We start from the raw sequence: 18,099 nt of genomic DNA on the forward strand, positions 1-18,099 counted from the left end.
GGCTGGGTTGCGTTCCAGCACGCGGGACGGGAGATTCATACTTCTTTTGCCGTAGATGCGTTTGTGTTTCGCTTCAGATCGACACAGTTGCTTCGCATCTCTTGCGGTTGATAGCCCGATCCGACCGGCGCGAGCGCGGCAGCGAATGTATCCGCGCCGAGACACGCTGTCTCACCCGAGCTTAGTCCCCCGTTTTCACGGTTCACGCCTTGAGACCGACACCATCGCGTTTGCATGACGTCTCGGACGTGGACGGGAAATGCTTCCGGTCATTGTGCAGCGGGGGTTGTGGTTGACGAGCCACAAGGCGGGCGAAAACGAGAAGTTCCCCTCCTTTATCGGTTCGGCCGCCTTGCGTTTTGCACGTTTGGCCTTTGTTATCTGCGGTAAAGACGGGGTAGTGGTAAATGTCGCTCAATCTGCAACGCAGCGCGGGCGTGCCCAGAAGGTGATGGGCACTCCGCATATGGATCAAGAGACGCTGCAAGCGCTGATCAAGGTCTACAGGGCTCGCGCGAGCAGCGACCTGCTCTCGATCATCATGGACGAAGCCGAGGGGCAGGAAGGGCAGTCGGCCGTTCTTGAACTGCTTCGCGCGCTTTCGCAGGACACGCTGGCGAGCGAGCGCTTCGCCGGCGTCAGACGCAAGGCATGCCGTTTCAGCCTGGATGCCGAGGATTTCGACCTCGCGGAAACGCTTGCCCGCGCTTCGGATCATCCGGAGGAACAGGCGCTCCGGGCGCGCGCGCTGTTCGCGCTCAACCGCGAGCAGGAGGCGCAGGCGCTTTACCGGCAGGCGGTGCAGCAGGACGCTGCCATCCGCAATCGCGATCTCGAGCGCCTTCTCGGCATTCGGCCCGGCACCCCGATCGTGGCCACGCCCGCCAAGGTCATCTCGTTGAACACATATAACCTGCGCCGGGAAGCGAAAGCCGAGCAGGAGCGCCGCGAGGTTTTCTCCGACGTCTTCCTCGACGATTTCGACGACGTCGCTTTCACATTCGGCGATGTGGCCGGTCTCGACGACGTCAAGATGGAGGTGCGTCGGCGCATCGTTCTTCCCTATTTGAAGCCGAGCATTTTCGAGCGCTACAAGCAGAAGGCCGGGGGCAACATCTTCCTTTACGGCCCGCCCGGCTGCGGCAAGACGCTGGTCGCCCGCGCCACCGCAGGGGAGAGCGACGCGCGCTTTCTGTGCGTGAACCCGGAAGACCTCATCGACAAATATCCGGGCGAGGCCGAGAAGCGTCTGCGCGTGATGTTCGACGAAGCGCGCTCCGACACACCCGCCATTCTCTTCTTCGACGAATTCGATGTCGTCGCTCAACGCGCGAAGTCTTCCCGCGAGAGCGTGAGCGCACTCGTTTCCGCCTTCGCTTCGGAAATCGACGGGACTCAGCGCAACAACAGTGGCGTTCTGGTCATCGTCGCATCGAATGCACCCTGGCTTCTCGACCGCGCGCTGTTCCGCTCGATGCGGCTGGAGAGCCTTTTTTTCGTGCCTCCGCCAGACTATGAAGCACGCAGGAAAATCCTGTCCATGGCCGTCGCGGGCATACCCGGCGCGGAAACGGTCGCCACCGATCGCATCGCGCGGAAGACGGACGGATTTTCAGGAGCGGATCTGCGCTCGCTGACCGACCTCGTCAGTAACGCGTCGTTAACGAAGGCGTTATCGGGTTCGGGCGAGGGGGCGCTTTCCACCGCTGCCTTCGAGGATGCACTGAGGCATTTCGCCCCCTCCACGACTCCATGGCTTTCGCAAGCGCGCGAGGAGTTCAAGGCGCTTCAGCGTCATGACGTGTTGTCGCGGCTGTTCGTCCCGCTCGGCAGATTTTGATTTAAAGCTTTTACGACACGGTTCCGCAATGGTTACCGTTTAGTCGCTCCTGTTGCCCAAACAGCACGGGAAGAGACGTCCCTGCCCCGTTTAGGCCATAAACCCGAACCACATTGTTCTAAGTCGAAAACGAAAGCAATCCGCCCGGTTTTCTAGAAGAGGCTCAGAGTTTGTAGAAGTTGCCGTCTGTTATGCGTTCGCGGTGCTTCCTCCCCATCAATAGCAGACTTTCCGAAGCGCCGGTATAGCCGGTGAGAGGATGGTTGCGGTGACCGCAAGCACATTCAACACCATGAACTCTACAAGGTTTACCCTCGCCGCCGCGGCGCTCGATCCCCTTGATAAGTGCGCGGCGTCCCTCACGACTGCGGGCTGCACTGGAATTGCGACGTCATGGAGAAAAGCGACCTGCCGTCAATATGTCGGAACTTCGCCCAAAAACGACTACAGCTTCCATGCATTGAAGAAAAACGGGCGGCGTGTCGGATGGCTCAGGAACACTTCGTCGGGCGCCTGCGAGCGTCGGTTGAAATCACATGAAGATCTTTAAAGTAATGCGCGCTCTCAGGGTGTTATCCATTCCGCTGCTGTTTTGCGGTGTTGCCATTGGCCTCGTCGCCTTGCAGTCCGGCTTGCAGCCGAGGCGCGCGGCGCTCACACCCGCGCCGGCGGCGGAATCGCTTGCGCCCATCGCGAACGCGCAGGCGGCCATCGCTTATCCGCAGACCAAATATGGCGATCTCGCCGCGGCCGCCGACAAGGGCGATCTTGCAGCGCGGCTCGAACTCGGTCGGCGCTTCGCAAACGGCAACGGCGTGAAGAAAAGCGAAAGCCGCGCGGCCGAATACTTTCAAGGTATCATAGCCGAATTCGGCGAAACGGGCGCGCGCGACGTCCGCGCACCGCTCATCGCGTCGGCCTTTCTGCAAATGGCGCGGCTTTACCAGCAAGGCATAGCCGATGCGGATCTGGACCCCGATCCGGCCTACGCCTTCAGCCTCGTACACCACGCCGCGAGCTATATTGCCGATCCCGCCGCCCAGTTCGAGCTGGCGAGGCTTCTCATGGACGGTGACGGCATTACGAAGAACACGCGCGCCGCCGCTCAGTGGCTGTTGTCGGCGAGCCGCAAGGGCTATGCTCCCGCTCAGGCTTTGCTAGGGGAAATCCTCTGGACCGGCCGCGATGGCGTGAGGCGCGTGCCCGGCGACGGACTTGGATTGCTCGCGATCGCGCACCGCAACGCGTCGAACGAAGACAAGGCGTGGGTGGGCAGGATCTTCGAAAGCGCGCGCGATCAGGCAGCGCCGAGCGAAATTCTCGAAGCAAACGCTTTCATCGTGCAGGAAGCGAGCGCCGCCCGTTTCCCCGTGTCCAACGATATCCTGATCAATGGCGCCAGGCGGGATGAGGTTGCCACGACCTTGCCTGTGGCGCCCTCTTCCATTGCGCCGCTGACGCAGGGGCCGTTCGCCTCGCCGCTGATCGGCACGCCGATCATGGGAACGTCGAAAGCCCTCACCGAGCTTGAAGCCACGCCGATGTCTGCCCCGGACCCCACGACACCGCTCTACAGCGTCGATCAGAAGGATGGCGGGGCTGCCGGTATTATCGAGATGTATCGCGCTCGCACCACGGATGCGCGCAGCGAGTTGGCGTCCAAGACGAAGCTCGCCGGCGTCGGCGAGTAGAGCAGCGGGCTTGCGAAGCGCGGCCTCGGCTCAGGCCGTCTTCCTCCTGCGATTTGATTTCCTTGCGCCTTGCGCGCCGCCGCTGCTTTCGATGCGCTGCGGGTTCTCGAAATAGCCCGCCCACGGGTCGGACTTCAAGGCCGCGAGCCGTCTGCCCATCGTTTCGACAGTAAAGCGTTGAGGCGCAAGAGCCGGGCCTAGTTCCTTCCAGCCGAGCGGGGTAGCGACAGGCGCTCCTTCACGCGCTCGCGTGGAATAGGATGCGATCCCCGTCGATCCACGCCCGTTGCGAAGGTAATCGACATAGATCTTCCCGTCGCGCGCCTTCTTCGCCATGGTCGAGACGAAGCGTTGCGGCGCATCCCGCTCCATCTCTTGCGCGATGCCTTGGGCGAACGCCTTCACCTCGTCCCATCCGAGATCCGGCACCAGCGGCGACACCACATGCAGCCCCTTGCCGCCCGTAGTCTTCACCCACGACTCGATGCCGAGGGCTGCGAGCCGCCGACGCACCTCGCGCGCGCCATCCATCACCGCCTCGAAGCCGACCCCATCGCCGGGATCGAGATCGAAAATCAGCGTATCGGGGCGCTCAAGGTCGTCGGCTCGCGCGCCCCAGGGATGGATTTCCAGCACATTCGCCTGAACGAGATTGATGAGACCGCGAAGATCGTGGATGACGAGCGCCTCTGTGTCGCCGTCCTTGTCGGCGACGCGGACCACCTCCACGGCGTCCGTGAGGCCCGCGAAGGATCGTTTCTGATAGAAGCACTCGCCGCCCTGTCCGTTCGGGCAGCGGACGAGCGCCAGCGGGCGGCCGGTGACGAACGGGAGGATGTAGTCGGCGACTTCCGCGTAATAGTCCGCGAGGCCGAGTTTCGTCAGCCCCTGCGCCGCCCACAGTATGCGGTCGGGGTGCGTGAGTCGGATGCCCTCGAAATCGACGGTGCCGCCCTTTCCGGGGATGGCAAGGGAGCGTGGCGGCGCTTTTTTTTCCGGCTTATCGGATGCATTGGGCGCTGTGTCATGGCGCGGCATTTCGAACAGAACCTCCGGAGCGGGCTTGTCTTCGCGCAAGCCCTTGAATGCGGCGTGGCGCAAGTGGCGGTCGCCCGTCCACCCGCGAAACTCGACCTCGGCGACAAGCTGCGGCTCGACATAAACGAGCCCGCGCTTTTCTTCTGACGACAACGCATTGGCAAAGGGCGAGGTTGCACGTCGCAAGGGCTGAAGCTGCTTGAACAGCGCCTTCGCCATCGCTTGCGTGAAACCGGTTCCGGTACGGCCCACATGCACGAGTTTGCCGCCGTCGTAAGCTCCGAGCGCGAGGCTGCCTATGGCGCCGCGCGTCGCCGTCGACGGTGCGTAACCGCCGACGACGAATTCCTGCCGGTTCGTGCATTTCGTCTTCAGCCACGCGCCGTGTCGGCCGGATCGGTAAGGCGCGTCGATCCGCTTCGACACGATGCCTTCGAGGCCGAGACGGCAGGCGTTCTCGACCATCGCGGGGCCGTGGCCGATGACGTGGTCCGAATATCGAAGCGCGGGCGCTGCGGCGCCTTCGATGAGCGGCGCGAGCGCGGCCTTTCGCGCTTCGAGGCTCGCGCCTCTCAGGTCGGACCCGTCGAGATAGAGGAGATCGAAGGCGAAGAAGATGATTTCGGCGGTGCTTTTGCGCGTCGATAACGCCTCCTGCAACGCGGAAAAGCTCGACACGCCCGCGTGATCCTCGACCACGGCCTCGCCATCCACGATGGCTGATGCAGCGGGAAAGGTTGCGAATGCGGCGGCGATGGCGGGGAAACGCTCCGTCCAGTCGAGGCCGCTTCGCGTCATCAGGCGCACACGTCCGTTCCCGATCAGCGCCATCAGGCGGTAGCCGTCGAACTTGATTTCGTGGAGCCAGTTGTCGCCGCCGGGCGCGCGCTCGCAAAGCTGCGCGAGACACGGTGCGACGAAGCCGGGGAACGGCGCTTTCTTTGCGCCCGCGATGGGTTTCGTACCGGCGGGTTTGCGCGAAGCTCCGCGCGTCGGGGCCGCGCGTTCCGCCCGGATCGCTCCCGCCGCGCCCGTTGCGTCCGCCATCGTGCGCCGCCGCTTGGCTTTTGGCGCTTCTGCGCCATCGGCGGGCGAAAGATCGCCCTTAACGAGCCCAGCCTTGCCGGACCACACCGCCTCGCCGTCGCGCGCGATTTCGTCGATACTGCGCCCGGTCGCCACCGAATCGGGCGCGTCTTCGAGGATGTCGCCATCGGCCTCGGCTCGCGCATATTCGTCATCGGACTTGAACAGAAGCCATTGCTGGTCCTTCTCGCCGGGCCTCGGCTTGATGTGGATGAGGTGCCAGCGGCCGTTAAGCTTCTCTCCGTGCAGCGTGAAGGCCAGATGGCCTTTGGCGTAGCCCTTCTCGGGATCGCTCTCCGGCTCCCACGTGCCGCGATCCCAGATCATCACCGTGCCGCCGCCATATTCGCCAGGCGGAATGATGCCCTCGAAATCGCCATAGTCGAGCGGGTGGTCCTCGACATGCACCGCAAGCCGCTTCTCGGCGGGATCGAGGCTCGGGCCTTTCGTCACCGCCCAGCTTTTGTAAACGCCGTCGAGTTCAAGGCGCAGGTCGTAATGCAATCGCCGCGCCGCGTGCTTCTGGATCACGAAGCGCAGCGCGGGAGCCCTGGCGGCTTGTTTCGTGCCCGATGGCTCTCGCGTCTTCGAGAAGTCGCGCTTCTGCCGGTAGCGTGTGAGGTCGCCTTTCGCGGAGACGTCCGGCGCGCCGCGCTTCGATTTCGCCGGTGCTGAGGCGGCTGCCTTCGGCATCAGTGAATGCCCGCCCTCTTGCGTTCAGTCTTCGAGCGCGGCGACGGCGGAACGCGGGCGGGCTTCGCCTTGGCCGCGCGCGGCTTGCGCTCCGGCTCGGCCCGCGCCTCCGCACCGCGCGGCGCTGCTTTCGCAGGCGATTTCCTGGCCTTCGGCTCCTCGCCTGAAGCGGGCGCGGCCGCAACCCTCGTACCCTTTTCGGCTGCAACCGATTTCCGCAGCGCTTCCATGAGGTTTATGACGTTGGTCGGCTGCGCGGGCCGGGTGGCCTCGATCGGGCGGCCCGCCTGTTTCGCCTTGATCATCTCCGCCAGCGCGGTCTCGTAGCGGTCGTCGAAGGCCGCGATGTCGAAATGCCCGCGCTTCGTGCCGATGATATGCTTTGCCAGATCCAGCATTTCGCCGGGAATCTTGATCTCGGGAATGTCCTCGAAATAGGCTTCGTCGCCGCGCACCTCGTAATTGTAGTGCAGCGATGTCGCCACGATGCCCTTATCGCGCGGTTCCAGCATGAAAAGCCGCTCGCGACGGTTGATGACCGCGCGGCCGAGCCCCGCGACATCCTCAGCCGCCATGGCGTCGCGGATCACGGCGAAGGCTTCTTCCGCCACCTTGTCGTTCGGCGCGAGATAATAGGGGCTGTCGAGATAGACCGGGTCGATCTCCGATTTCGGCACGAAACGCTCGATCTCTATGGTGTGCGAGCTTTCGATCTCCACCGCGTTAAGGTCGTCGTCCTCGATGAACAGGTAGTCGTTCTTCGCGACCGGATAGCCGCGCACGCGATCCTCGCGCTCCACGGGCTCGTTCGTGTCCGAATCGACCATGAGCTGCTTGAGCCGGTTGCCGGTCTCGCGGTTCAGCCAGTTGAACGAAATGCGTTCCGCGCTCGATGTCGCCGGATAGAGCGCGACCGAGCACGAGACGAGCGAAAGCTTGAGATAGCCTTTCCAGTAAGGGCGCGGGGCCATACGCGGAACTCCGAAGGCTTGGGGCGTGAAGTATTCAATGCCGGGGGGCACGTTTCACGGTGGAAGAGAACGCCACGCTCGTTCAAGAAGTTCCGTATCGGCTCGCGTTCAAGGTGTTAGTTTCAAGAACAAAAGGCGATCAGCGAAGTTTTTCAACGCATAGTTCTTCGATGAGTAAAATTGTATGTGACAAGAGCGCCGGTCGATGAAGCCCAAAGTGCGCTGGCGTGTTATCTGCGAGAAGAGGAACAAGGGAGAGTTGACATGCCGCTACCCGTCGAGCCGATTGCGGGAAAAGTCATCTTGCTGACAGGCGCCAACCGGGGCATTGGCCTCGCCACGGCGAAGGAACTCAAGGCGCGGGGCGCGAAAGTTGTCGCAGGCGTGCGCGAGCCGTCGAAGATGACGCCGCTCGAAGGGATCGCCGTGCTTCCGCTCGACGTGGCGAACGCCGAAAGCTGCCGCGCCTTCGTGGATAGCGTCGAAAAGCGCGAAGGGCGCATCGATGGCCTCATCAACAACGCGGCGATCCTGCTCAATGCGAAAACGCCGGTGCTCGACATGGCCGAGAGCGACCTGTTCAGCACGCTCGACGTCGATCTCGGCGGCCCGATCCGCCTCAGCCAGCTCGTCGTCCCGCGCATGCTGGCGAACGGGTATGGGCGCATCGTGAACGTCTCCTCCGGCCTCGGCGCGATCTCCGACATGGCGGGCGGCTACGCGGCCTATCGCATGGCCAAGCTCGCGCTGAACGGCTTCACGAAGATCCTTGCCGCCGAACTTGGGCCGAACAGCCCCGTGAAGGTAAACAGCCTTTGCCCCGGCTGGGTGCGCACCGACATGGGCGGCGCGGAAGCGAACCGCGACCCATCCGAACCGGCGCGGGAAATCGCGGACCTTGTGGCGATTTCAGCGGATGGGCCGACGGGCGGCTTCTTCCGGCGCGGCGAGCCCGCCGACTGGTAGGGCGCGCTGGGCGGATCAGTCACCGCCCAGCCGGCATCATGAAGCAATGTTCGCGAGACAGTCACCCGCGAACGGATAATCAGGCTCTAACCTTGCTCCTGGTCTGAGAAAGACCAAGAGCAAGGACCGGGCATCGTCGACGCAAAAACATCGCAGCGCCCGCAGCGTTTCTTGGAGTCCCTTGCGAATCACGCCCGATCCAGATCCTCCGGCTTGCCCGGCGATTTGAAGGTTCGGTAGCCCGAGACGATGGTGCTGAAGATGCTCTGATGGCCGAGCAGTTCGTCGCGCACCGCGCCGTAGACGTGGATCATCACGAAAATCAGGATCGACCAGGCCGCGAGGTGGTGGAAAGTGTGCAGGTTCTGGCTGTTGCCGAAAATCGGAATGACCCAGCTCGTGAACAGCGTATATTGCCAAGACCCCATGCCCGTGCCTTCACCGTAAAGCGCAAGCCCCGTGAAGATCATGAAGGTGATCCCCCACAGGAACATGAAGTGCATCGTCAGAACGGCAATGGGATTGTGGCAAACATATTTGCGCCCTTCCTTTTCGAGGAAGGCGTAACGCTTGAACTCGTGCCAGGTATCGCCCCAGAACTTCGCTTGCAGCAGCGGGGGAGCGAAGATCTCCAGCGCGTGCTTGTTACCGACGAAAGCCCAGTAGGTGCGCGCGGCCATGCCGATGATGAGGATGTATCCGGCGGCGAAATGCGTGAAGCGGATATAGCCCATCAGAAAGTGGTCGCTCGCCTCGCCCGAAAGCGTGGGCGGCGGGCTGCCGATGAAATAGCCCGAGACGAGAAGTGCCGCGATCGCGAAGGCGTTCACGAAATGCCAGATGCGTACCGGAAATTCGTAAACGTAGATCGCGGGCTGGAAGCCGTTGCCGTTGCCGTTGGCGTTACCGTTCGGTTTCGCCTCGGGCTTGGGCGGTGGATCGAAGTCGGTTGCGATGACCATGATGCGCTCCTTAAATCGCGAGCAGGCTGACGCCCGCAAGCGTCATTGCGGCTCCGGCCGTGCCGCTGACCCAGCGCGAGGCAAGAAGGAAGCGCCCCACGCCGATGCCGGCGAGATGAAGCGCCGCTGTGGTGAGGGTGAAGCCCGCCATGTAGGCGAGAACGCCGCCTTCGGCTTCCGCGCCGTGCGCATAGCCGTGCATCACGCCGAACGCGCCGATGAGGGCGGCGGCGAGCGCCACGGGGACGCTGACGCGGAAGGTGATCAACAGACCGATTGCGATGACGGAAAGCGCGATGCCGACCTCGACGCCGGGAAATTCGATCCCCGAAACACCGAGCCCCGCGCCCGCGAGCATCGCCGCCACGAAGGCGAGCGGCGCGATCAGCACGCGATTGGCAGGCATGACAAGCGCCGACCAGATGCCGACGCCGAGCATGGCGAGCACATGATCCAGGCCCGTCACCGGATGGGTGAGGCCGTTCATGAAGCCGTGCGTATGCGCCGCGTCCCCGGTATGAGCGAGCGCGGGCGTGGCAAGCGCAGCCGCCGCGAATGCGAGAACGATGGAAGACTTATTCATTCGGATCTCTCCCTTAGCGGACGGTGACTTCGGCCAGTTCGCGGCCGTCTTCGCTCATGACATGGGTGGAGCAGGCGAGGCACGGGTCGAAGCTGTGCAGCGTGCGCAGGATTTCGACCGGTTCTTCGGCGCGCTCCACCTTCGTGTTGAGGAGTGCGGCTTCGAACGCCCCGATGTTGCCTTCATTATCGCGAGGCGAGCCGTTCCATGTGGTCGGCACGACGCACTGGTAATTCTCGATCTTGCCGTTCTTGATCTTGATCCAGTGGCCGAGCGCGCCGCGCGGCGCTTCGGTGAAGCCGACGCCCTTGACCTCGGCGGGCCAGGTCGACGGATCCCACGATGCGGTGTTCGCGGTGGCGGTGTCGCCCGCCTTTATGTTTGCGATGAGCTTGTCGAGGAAATAGCTCATCTTGTGCGCGGCCCACTGGCATTCGAGACCGCGCGCGGCCGTGCGTCCGAGCGTGGAGAACAGCGCGGACACCGGCACATCGAGCGTTTTCAGGACGAGCGTCAGTTGCTCGGTGATTTCCTTGTCGCCCTTCGCGTAGCCGATGACGTAGCGCGCGAGCGGGCCGACCTCCATGGCATGGCCCTTCCAGCGCGGCGCCTTGATCCAGGAGTATTTCGCGCTTTCGTCGATCTCCTTGATGTTGGTCCGTGTGCCGACGAGCTTCGGCCCGAGCTTGAAATTCGGCTCGGTGACGCCGTCCCAGGGATGAAGGCCCTTCTTCTCATCCGCGTAGGCGTACCAGGAATGCGGCACGAACTCCTGAATCTCGTTCGGGTCGCGAAGGTCGACGGGGAAGACTTCCTTCAGATTGCCGTTGATGATCGCGCCGCGCGGCTGAAGCAGGTTTTCCGCCGAGTAGTCGTTCGCGCGGTCCGGGATGTCGCCGTAGGACAGCACGTTCTTCGACGACAGTCCGCCGCCGTAGAGCCAGCCCTTGTAGAATTGCGCCACAGCGAGAAGGTCGGGGATGTAGACGTTTTCGACGAACTCGATCGACTGGTTGATGATGGAACGCACCATGTTGAGGCGTTCCATGTTGATCGACGTCGACGCGCCCGGTCCTTCCATGTTGATCACCGACGGCACGCCGCCGACGAGCCAGTTCGGATGCGGATCCTTGCCGCCGAAGATGGTGCGGATGCGCATGATGTGCGTCTGGAAGTCGAGCGCTTCCAGGTAGTGCGTCACCGCCATCAGGTTCGCTTCCGGCGGAAGGAGATAGGCGGGGTTCGACCAGTAGCCGTTCTTGAACGGCCCGAGCTGGCCCGACTCGACGAACTTCTTGAGCCGGTTCTGCACATCGCGGAAATAGCCGGGCGACGATTTGGGGTGACGCGGCGAAACCTTCTTCTGAAGCTCGCTCGTCGCCGCGGGGTCTGCCTTGAGCGCGGAGACGGGGTTCACCCAGTCGAGCGCATGGAGGTGATAAAAGTGCACGAGGTGGTCGTGCGTTTGCAGCGTGAGCTGCATGATGTTGCGGATCGTGTTCGCGTTTTCCGGGATGTCGATTTTCAGCGCATCTTCCACCGCGCGCACCGAGGTGAGCGCATGCGTGCCGGTACAGACGCCGCAGATGCGCTGTGTGAAGGCCCAGGCGTCGCGCGGGTCGCGGCCTTTCAGGATGACTTCGAGGCCGCGCCACATGGTGCCGGTCGACACCGCGTTGCGGATGACGTTGTCGTCGTCGACGTTCACCTCGCAGCGCATATGACCTTCGATGCGCGTGACGGGATCGACGACGACGCGCTTGCCGCTGTTATCGAGCGTGAAGCCGTTGGGTGTGCTGATCGTCGCCATTATTCGTTATCTCCCTTGGAGCGCGCGTTCTTGATGGCGCTGACGGCCGCATGGGCCGCGATTGCGGCGCCCACGACGCCGGCGGCCGTCGCACCGATGACGTCCGCGTTTTCTTCAACGCCGAACTGTTTGATTTTTGTCAGCCGGTCGTAGAACGAGCCGTTGTCCCAGAAGCCGTCTTCCGAGCAGCCGATGCAGCCGTGACCGGCCTGGATCGGGAAGGACACGCCGCCGTTCCAGCGCGTCGTCGAGCAGGAATTGTAGGTCGTCGGCCCCTTGCAGCCCATCTTGTAGAGGCAGTAGCCCTTCTTGGCGTTGTCGTCGTCCCACGCCTCGACGAACTGGCCCGCGTCGAAATGCGGACGGCGATAGCACTTGTCGTGGATGCGCTGGCCGTAGAACATCTTCGGACGGCCCTGCCGGTCGAGTTCCGGGATGCGCTCGAAGGTGAGGATGTAGGTGATGACGGCGGTCATGACCTCCGGGATGGGCGGGCAACCGGGCACGCGGATGATCGGCTTGTCGTGGATGACCTTGTGGACGGGCACCGCCTGTGTCGGGTTCGGCTTCGCGGCCTGCACGCAACCCCACGACGCGCATGAGCCCCAGGAAATGACGGCCTTCGCGTTCGAAGCGGCGTATTTCAGCTGCTCGACGAAGGGCTTGCCGCCGATGATGCAATACATGCCGTCCTCGTCGAGCGGCGGATTGCCTTCCACGGCGAGGATGTAATTGCCTTTGTGCTTGGTGACGATCTCTTCGACGATGGCTTCGGCCTGATGACCCGCCGACGCCATGATGGTGTCGTCGTAGTCGAGCGAGAGCATGGACAGGATGACGTCGGACGCGAGCGGGTGGGCCGAGCGGATGAAGGCCTCCGAACAGCACGTGCATTCGAGGCCGTGCAGCCAGAGCACGGGGATGCGCGGCTTGGTTTCGAGCGCATGCGCGAGCGTTGGCGCGAGTTGCGGACCGAGGCCGAGCGCTGCCGCGGTCAGGCTACAGAATTTCATGAAACTGCGGCGGGACACCCCTTGCCGCCGCAAGACATCGTAGAAAGTTTCGTCCATGACCGGCGTTTCCCTTCGCGATGGTTCGTTGACCGGCATCCGTTCGGCCCGGCTTTCGTCATTTAAAGCAATCGCCATGCCAACGGTAATATTATTTTTTAAATCAATCTGTTAATGCGAAACTTGCGCCATTTCCAGTTTCGACTTCCTCTATTTCCAGGGTGTGGGGCTTACCAAAGCGGTCACTCTTCTTCCACTTTGTCGCAGGCGGTTCGCAGCACTCGCCTACATGCCGCGCGCGAGGCCCGTCGATCGCGCGCGGTCGCATTATCTTGGCGCTAACGGCGTGAGACAAATAGTAGCGGATGCATACAATCCTGCGTCCGGAAAAAACGCAATATTTCCCGCGAAACGTTGCGCACCCATGCGCATTTCCAAAAAGGTTGCAATCCATGTGCGAACAAACGTCGGATCTGGCCGATCGGCATGACTGCGGCTTCAAGGAAAGCCATCAGTATACGCTCGTCCAGAAGATCCTTGGCATGATCGATGAGCACCTGCAGGAGACGAAAGTGTGCGCGTGCCCAAGTTGCCTCAGGGACGCGATGATGGTCGTCGCGGCGCTCCTGCATTTCGAAGCCGAAAAAACCGCCCGCGCGCCGATGGATTTCGACGTCGCCGATACGTTTGCCGATGTCGCCCGTGAGAAGATGGAAACCGTGGTCGAGGCAATCGTCGAAATCGGTTCCGGTGGGCGCGTCATGTGACGGCTCCCCGATTTTATTAAGTTTTTCTTGCCTCCCTTACCTTCGCTCTAACCCGAATGCGGCAGCATGACGCGGGCAGCGGCAGCGATTCCGGTAAGGCCCCGCGAAGCCGCATCACGAAGCGTAATCGCAAGGTGTAACCAATGAGCAGCGCAAGTTCCGACTTGAACGTCGCCCCGCAGCGTGAACGGGAGGTCATTCACGATCACTGGATTCTCTTTCTCATTCAGGGTGTTCTGCTGGCCGTGCTTGGCGCCCTCGCCATCGGCGCGCCCTATCTCACGACCGTCGTCGCCGTGAAGCTGACGGGCTGGCTTTTCATCTTCGGCGGCATCATCGGCCTCGCCACGTTCTTCACCGGCCGCGACGTTCCCGGCTCGATCTGGTCTTTCCTCGGCGCGGCGCTCGCCATCGCCGTGGGCGTCTATCTGCTGCGCCAGCCGCTTGTGGGCATGCTGTCGCTGACGCTCGTTCTCGCCGCCTTCTTCCTCGCGCAAGGGATCACGCAGATCTTCGCGGCGCTTTCCCACCGCCGGGTGCTCAACTCCTGGGGCTGGGTGCTCTTCAGCGGCGTGGTGGATCTGATCCTTGCGGGCATCATCATCAGCGGCTTCCCGCTGGATTCCGCGTGGGTGCTCGGCGTCCTCGTGGGCGTTTATCTTCTGATGTACGGCATCGCCCTGATCATGACGGCGCTCGCCAGCCGCGACGTCGGCGCGGAGCAGGCCGAGTATCGCGCTTGATTGTATGCAAACGGCGGGAGGCATTCGCCGGAGCCATCGCCAACAACCCGTACGCCAACCGGCCTGCGGATTGTCGGCTTTCTGGCGGCGATCCCCCCGGCGGCTGTTACTTCAGCGACGCGTAAGTGTTGGCGTCGACGTTGAACGTCAGGCCGCCATAGATCGAGAGGCCCGGCGTGTTGTAGCCGCGCACCGTCTGATAATCCTGATCAAGCAGATTCTCGCCGCGCACATAGGCCGTGAGACCGGGCCGGATGTCGTAGCTGAACTTGGCGTTCAACAGGACGTAGTCTTCGAACTGGTAGTTACTCGAATCCACGGTGTCGAGTGCGAAGCGTGTGTTGACGTTCGCCTTCACCGTGTCGAACAGCAGCGCGTCCGCGCCGAGCGTGATGCTGTTGCGCGGGATGCGGACGAGACGCGAGCCGTCCTCCGCCCGCGCATCGACATAGGTGTAGCCCGCCGAGAGCGTGAGCCACGGCGTGATCACCGCCGCGCCGGAAAACTCCACGCCTTCGCGATGGGTCGTGCCGGGGATCTGCTGGTAGACCCACTTCCAGTTGGCGTCATAACCCCCGCCGATCTCGTTCGTCGTGTCGACCTGGAAATAGGTACCGCTTAAGCGGATGCGCCTGTTATCGAACCACTGATCGAAACCGACGTCATAGCTTTCGCTTTCCTCGGGCTTAAGCTCGGTGTTCCCGGAAACCCACTCGTTGTTTGCGTAGAGTTCATAAAGGCTCGGCGCGCGGAAGCCCGTGCCGGTGCTCGCGCGCAGTTTTGTCTGCGTGGGTTCATAGAAGTACGCAGCGGTGAACCGGTAGGTCTGGAAGTCGCCGAAGGTGCTGTGCTCATCGTTGCGGCCGCCGCCGGTGACCGTCAGCCCTTTCAGCGGTTCCACCGAAAGCTGGGCGAAGACGCCCGTCAGATCGATTCCATGCTGGGAGTAAGCGCCGGTCTCAGCGGTTTCTTCCATGTAATCGGCGCCTGCCGTAACGGTCGCCCATTTCGTGATTTTCGCCGTGCCGAGATAGTCGACCTTCCAGCGATCGCCGGTATAGGGGTCGTTGACAGCTGAACCAGCGGACCATCCCCACTGGTCGCGATCAAATTTCATGCCCTGAATCGAGATCGTGTTGACGAAAGCGCCGTCGAAAAGCTTGACCTCGGTGCCTACGCGCCCGGCCTGCTGGCTGGTTACGCCCCGCGTGCCTGGCCATCCGTCTGTCGCCAAACCCCAATTATCGTAGGTGCTATCGTAGCTGTGCCTTTCCTCCAGAGCGCGGGCGGCGAAAAAGACTTTAACAGCGCTGGAAAGCTTGTACTCGCCGGTGCCGCTGAAGGTCAGGTTCCGGTAACCGTCGTCTTCATGTCCGATCGCCAGAGCCGAATAGCCGTCGCTTCTTACGCTCTGCACCGTGAAACGCGCATAACCGCGATCCGTGCCATAGGCCGCGCTCGCGGTTCCGCGCTGCGTGTTGTAGGAACCCGTCTCGCCGGAAGCCGTCATTGAAGCGCCGAGAACGGGGCGCGCAGTGTCGATAGCGATGACGCCGCCGATTGCCTGACCCCCGTAGAGCAGGCTTTGCGAACCCTTCAACACCTCGATGCGCTCGACATCGGTGGCGAGGATATTTTCAAGCGCCGTCGTGACCTGCGTCCCGGTGGGATCGGCAACGTCCAGTCCGTCAACCTGCACCTTCACATATTTCGAAGCCGCACCCCAGATGAAATAGGACGTCGTGCTGGCGGGCCCCGATTGCGCCAAGGAGACGCCCGGCACCTGCGCAAGATAGTCCTGCACATAGGTGCGCGACTGCGCCTCGATCTCTTCGCGCGTGACGACCGACACCGCCGAGCCGACCTTGGTGATGTCGGTCGGCACGCGGTTCGCGGAATAGATCACGTCTTTCGACGGCTCGCCGGGAAGCGCCTCCGCGGGCTCGGCCGCACCTTGCGCAACGGTCGGGGCTTCCTTCTTTTTCTTCGGAGCGGCCGCCCTTTTCTTCTGCTTGTCGGCCTCGTCCTTCTTGACGACGACGGGCGGCAGGGTATCGGGACGGGCGGTTTGCGCCTGTGCGTTCGCGGTGAGCGCAACAAGGCTGACGAAGGCGACGCATGAGCGGACGCGCGGGTAGGAAACGGGCATTATGGCCTCGCGATAACGTGTGACACGTCACCACGAACCAAAGTCTGGAAACCGCCTTGCGAGCGGAGTCCGGCCTCCATCAGGACACCCCGCCCGACGTGTTCGCGCGTGACCACGGCTGATGGCAGGTCTCCTGGCTCGCGGGTCAAAACTCCACGCCGCCTTCCCGGTTTCCCAGTGGCCTTTGGCGCTTCGCTCGCCGCTTACAGTTGCGGGGGCAGCCGCAGCATTGGGGCGAAAGCCCCTCACCGCGTTCCCTATTATCCTCCTGTGAGGACCATCGCGTTAATGCATAGCTTGCGCGAAGCCTGCGCGGCAATCCCGCAAACGCCGCAAAATGGTAAGTCCCGCGCAAGATGTGGCGCGACGGCAACAGCCAGCGATCACGGTCCCGATGCCGTTAACCATGCGCGTGCACGCCTGATTAACGGTGCCCTGCTATTTTTATGAAAATCGTTCGTTGCGTGGAGGGAGGCGCGGGGCATGACATCGGCCGATATCATGCGTTTTGTGATCATCATCAGCCTCGGCGTGCTTGCGTTCATTACCTTTCTGGTCGCGGGCACCCTTATCGGGCTGATGTGGCTCGACAGCTGGTCTTGCGGGCATTGCAAACAATATCCCGCCGGAATCTACATCCTCGGCGTTCTCGGACTCCTGATCCTCGGCTCCATGGGTCAGGAGGCGGGCGAAGCGCCGGAGACGTGGCGCAACTGGGTCAACGCCCATATCCAGACGCTGATCATTCTCGCGATGATCCTCGTCACGTTCATGCTCGTCGTGAACTGGTGGTGGTGGTTCGGGTAGCTTCCGGTCAGCGCTGGCGAAATTGCCGCGCGACAGGCAGAGAGACGTTCCCATTGCTGCGGCATTTGGCGAAGGATCAAAGCGACGCGGGGGCACCCGAAAGCCGTTGATCCTCGAAAAACGCTGGCCTAGTGTCCGCTACGGTGTCGCGAGACGCCCAAAATTCACCACCGCGCCGCGATCGACGTCCGGCAGCGGCAAGGTGATCATTATAAAACGGGCGTGGTCAGCTTCGCGCCCGAAATGAGAGAAATTCCATGCGCCCCTCGAAACGGCAGGCCGACGACCTCCGCCCCGTGAGTTTCCAGCGCGCCTTTTCGCATCACGCGGAAGGATCGTGCCTCATCAAGTTCGGCAACACGCATGTGCTGTGCACGGCGAGCCTCGAAGACCGGGTGCCGCCGTGGCTGAAAGGGCAGGGGCGCGGCTGGATCACGGCCGAATATGGCATGCTGCCGCGCGCCACGTCCGACCGCACGCGCCGCGAGGCGACGACCGGCCATCAGTCCGGGCGCAGTCAGGAGATTCAGCGGCTGATCGGCCGCTCGCTCCGTGCCGTGGTCGATCTTCAGGCGCTGGGCGAACGCCAGATCATGGTCGACTGCGACGTGTTGCAGGCCGATGGCGGCACGCGCACGGCCTCGATCACCGGCGCGTGGGTTGCGCTGCACGATTGCTTCCAGTGGATGCGCGCGCGCGACATGCTGCGTGGCGAGCCCATGAAGGACAACGTCGCCGCCGTGTCGTGCGGCATCTACAGGGGTGAAGCGATCCTGGACCTCGATTATCCCGAGGATTCGGACGCCGAGGCGGATGCAAATTTCGTGTTCACCGGCAAGGGGCAGATCGTCGAAATTCAGGCCACCGCTGAGAAGGGCGCGTTCTCCGAGGAGCGCATGGCCGAATTGACGGCGCTGGCAAAGAAGGGCATCGCCGAACTCGTGAACTTGCAGAAGCTTACGGTGCTCTGAACGAAAAAACCG

14 protein-coding genes and 1 riboswitch are annotated in these 18,099 nt (G+C 62.6%); of the genes, 7 read left to right on the forward strand and 7 right to left on the reverse strand.

What is annotated here, in order from left to right; genetic code table 11:
- Nucleotides 1-466: 466 nt before the first annotated feature.
- The gene (locus KKP04_RS10910; RefSeq protein ID WP_215030837.1) at nt 467-1,840 is read left to right on the forward strand and encodes a 26S protease regulatory subunit; all 1,374 of its coding nucleotides are present in this window, start codon (nt 467-469) and stop codon (nt 1,838-1,840) included.
- Between the two features lie 554 nt (nt 1,841-2,394).
- Nucleotides 2,395-3,531 carry a tetratricopeptide repeat protein gene (locus KKP04_RS10915; protein ID WP_215030839.1) on the forward strand — a complete coding sequence of 379 codons (1,137 nt, stop codon included), beginning with the start codon at nt 2,395-2,397 and terminating at the stop codon, nt 3,529-3,531.
- Between the two features lie 30 nt (nt 3,532-3,561).
- Here KKP04_RS10915 and ligD read toward each other — a convergent pair whose 3' ends face one another.
- Together ligD and KKP04_RS10925 are read right to left on the reverse strand one after the other, a co-directional pair.
- Nucleotides 3,562-6,348: a DNA ligase D gene (gene ligD, locus KKP04_RS10920; protein ID WP_215030842.1), complete on the reverse strand. Its 2,787-nt coding sequence runs from the start codon at nt 6,346-6,348 to the stop codon at nt 3,562-3,564.
- Nucleotides 6,348-7,319 (reverse strand): Ku protein, encoded by a 972-nt coding sequence (locus KKP04_RS10925; RefSeq protein ID WP_215030845.1) that lies wholly within the window; start codon nt 7,317-7,319, stop codon nt 6,348-6,350. Before KKP04_RS10925 ends, ligD begins: the two co-directional genes overlap by 1 nt.
- Nucleotides 7,320-7,583: 264 nt before the next feature.
- Between KKP04_RS10925 and KKP04_RS10930 the strand changes: the two genes are divergently transcribed.
- Complete coding sequence (locus KKP04_RS10930; RefSeq protein ID WP_215030847.1) at nt 7,584-8,285, forward strand: SDR family NAD(P)-dependent oxidoreductase; 702 nt, start codon at nt 7,584-7,586, stop codon at nt 8,283-8,285.
- Nucleotides 8,286-8,473: 188 nt separating this feature from the next.
- Here the strand turns inward: KKP04_RS10930 and cybH are convergent, their stop codons facing one another.
- The 4 genes from cybH to KKP04_RS10950 are packed head-to-tail and all read right to left on the reverse strand — an operon-like array spanning nt 8,474 to nt 12,710.
- On the reverse strand, nt 8,474-9,247 hold the full coding sequence (cybH, locus tag KKP04_RS10935) for a Ni/Fe-hydrogenase, b-type cytochrome subunit (protein WP_215030850.1): 774 nt from the start codon (nt 9,245-9,247) through the stop codon (nt 8,474-8,476).
- A 10-nt stretch (nt 9,248-9,257) separates the two neighbouring features.
- Nucleotides 9,258-9,830 carry a HupE/UreJ family protein gene (locus KKP04_RS10940; RefSeq protein WP_215030853.1) on the reverse strand — a complete coding sequence of 191 codons (573 nt, stop codon included), beginning with the start codon at nt 9,828-9,830 and terminating at the stop codon, nt 9,258-9,260.
- 13 nt (nt 9,831-9,843) lie between these two features.
- Entirely contained in the window at nt 9,844-11,640 is a 1,797-nt protein-coding gene (locus KKP04_RS10945) for a nickel-dependent hydrogenase large subunit (RefSeq protein WP_215030865.1), read from the reverse strand.
- The gene (locus KKP04_RS10950; RefSeq protein WP_215030867.1) at nt 11,640-12,710 is read right to left on the reverse strand and encodes a hydrogenase small subunit; all 1,071 of its coding nucleotides are present in this window, start codon (nt 12,708-12,710) and stop codon (nt 11,640-11,642) included. The genes KKP04_RS10945 and KKP04_RS10950 overlap by 1 nt, the downstream gene beginning before the upstream one ends.
- Nucleotides 12,711-13,102: 392 nt before the next feature.
- Between KKP04_RS10950 and KKP04_RS10955 the strand changes: the two genes are divergently transcribed.
- On the forward strand, nt 13,103-13,417 hold the full coding sequence (locus tag KKP04_RS10955; protein WP_215030869.1) for a hypothetical protein: 315 nt from the start codon (nt 13,103-13,105) through the stop codon (nt 13,415-13,417).
- A 143-nt stretch (nt 13,418-13,560) separates the two neighbouring features.
- Nucleotides 13,561-14,160 (forward strand): HdeD family acid-resistance protein, encoded by a 600-nt coding sequence (locus KKP04_RS10960; RefSeq protein ID WP_215030871.1) that lies wholly within the window; start codon nt 13,561-13,563, stop codon nt 14,158-14,160.
- 106 nt (nt 14,161-14,266) lie between these two features.
- On the opposite strand, the gene KKP04_RS10965 is transcribed toward KKP04_RS10960, so the two are convergent.
- Complete coding sequence (locus tag KKP04_RS10965; protein WP_215030874.1) at nt 14,267-16,309, reverse strand: TonB-dependent siderophore receptor; 2,043 nt, start codon at nt 16,307-16,309, stop codon at nt 14,267-14,269.
- 105 nt (nt 16,310-16,414) lie between these two features.
- Nucleotides 16,415-16,606: riboswitch (cobalamin riboswitch) on the reverse strand.
- A gap of 186 nt (nt 16,607-16,792) precedes the next feature.
- Between KKP04_RS10965 and KKP04_RS10970 the strand changes: the two genes are divergently transcribed.
- Together KKP04_RS10970 and rph are read left to right on the forward strand one after the other, a co-directional pair.
- Nucleotides 16,793-17,116, forward strand: a complete 324-nt coding sequence (locus KKP04_RS10970; protein WP_215030877.1) for a hypothetical protein — start codon at nt 16,793-16,795, stop codon at nt 17,114-17,116.
- Between the two features lie 257 nt (nt 17,117-17,373).
- Nucleotides 17,374-18,087, forward strand: coding sequence for a ribonuclease PH (gene rph, locus KKP04_RS10975; protein WP_215030880.1), 714 nt, complete (start codon nt 17,374-17,376; stop codon nt 18,085-18,087).
- The last annotated feature ends 12 nt before the right edge of the window (nt 18,088-18,099 follow it).

The organism is Rhodomicrobium sp. Az07, assembly GCF_018619475.1.
In the GTDB taxonomy this organism is placed as follows: domain Bacteria; phylum Pseudomonadota; class Alphaproteobacteria; order Rhizobiales; family Rhodomicrobiaceae; genus Rhodomicrobium.

Coding starts and splice junctions, on each gene's coding strand:
- KKP04_RS10930 (WP_215030847.1), top strand. CDS start 7,584: ATGCCGCTACCCGTCGAGCCGATTGCGGGAAAAGTCATCTTGCTGACA.
- KKP04_RS10910 (WP_215030837.1), top strand. CDS start 467: ATGGATCAAGAGACGCTGCAAGCGCTGATCAAGGTCTACAGGGCTCGC.
- KKP04_RS10950 (WP_215030867.1), bottom strand. CDS start 12,710: ATGGACGAAACTTTCTACGATGTCTTGCGGCGGCAAGGGGTGTCCCGC.
- KKP04_RS10925 (WP_215030845.1), bottom strand. CDS start 7,319: ATGGCCCCGCGCCCTTACTGGAAAGGCTATCTCAAGCTTTCGCTCGTC.
- KKP04_RS10970 (WP_215030877.1), top strand. CDS start 16,793: ATGACATCGGCCGATATCATGCGTTTTGTGATCATCATCAGCCTCGGC.
- cybH (WP_215030850.1), bottom strand. CDS start 9,247: ATGGTCATCGCAACCGACTTCGATCCACCGCCCAAGCCCGAGGCGAAA.
- KKP04_RS10965 (WP_215030874.1), bottom strand. CDS start 16,309: ATGCCCGTTTCCTACCCGCGCGTCCGCTCATGCGTCGCCTTCGTCAGC.
- ligD (WP_215030842.1), bottom strand. CDS start 6,348: ATGCCGAAGGCAGCCGCCTCAGCACCGGCGAAATCGAAGCGCGGCGCG.
- KKP04_RS10940 (WP_215030853.1), bottom strand. CDS start 9,830: ATGAATAAGTCTTCCATCGTTCTCGCATTCGCGGCGGCTGCGCTTGCC.
- KKP04_RS10945 (WP_215030865.1), bottom strand. CDS start 11,640: ATGGCGACGATCAGCACACCCAACGGCTTCACGCTCGATAACAGCGGC.
- rph (WP_215030880.1), top strand. CDS start 17,374: ATGCGCCCCTCGAAACGGCAGGCCGACGACCTCCGCCCCGTGAGTTTC.
- KKP04_RS10955 (WP_215030869.1), top strand. CDS start 13,103: ATGTGCGAACAAACGTCGGATCTGGCCGATCGGCATGACTGCGGCTTC.
- KKP04_RS10960 (WP_215030871.1), top strand. CDS start 13,561: ATGAGCAGCGCAAGTTCCGACTTGAACGTCGCCCCGCAGCGTGAACGG.
- KKP04_RS10915 (WP_215030839.1), top strand. CDS start 2,395: ATGCGCGCTCTCAGGGTGTTATCCATTCCGCTGCTGTTTTGCGGTGTT.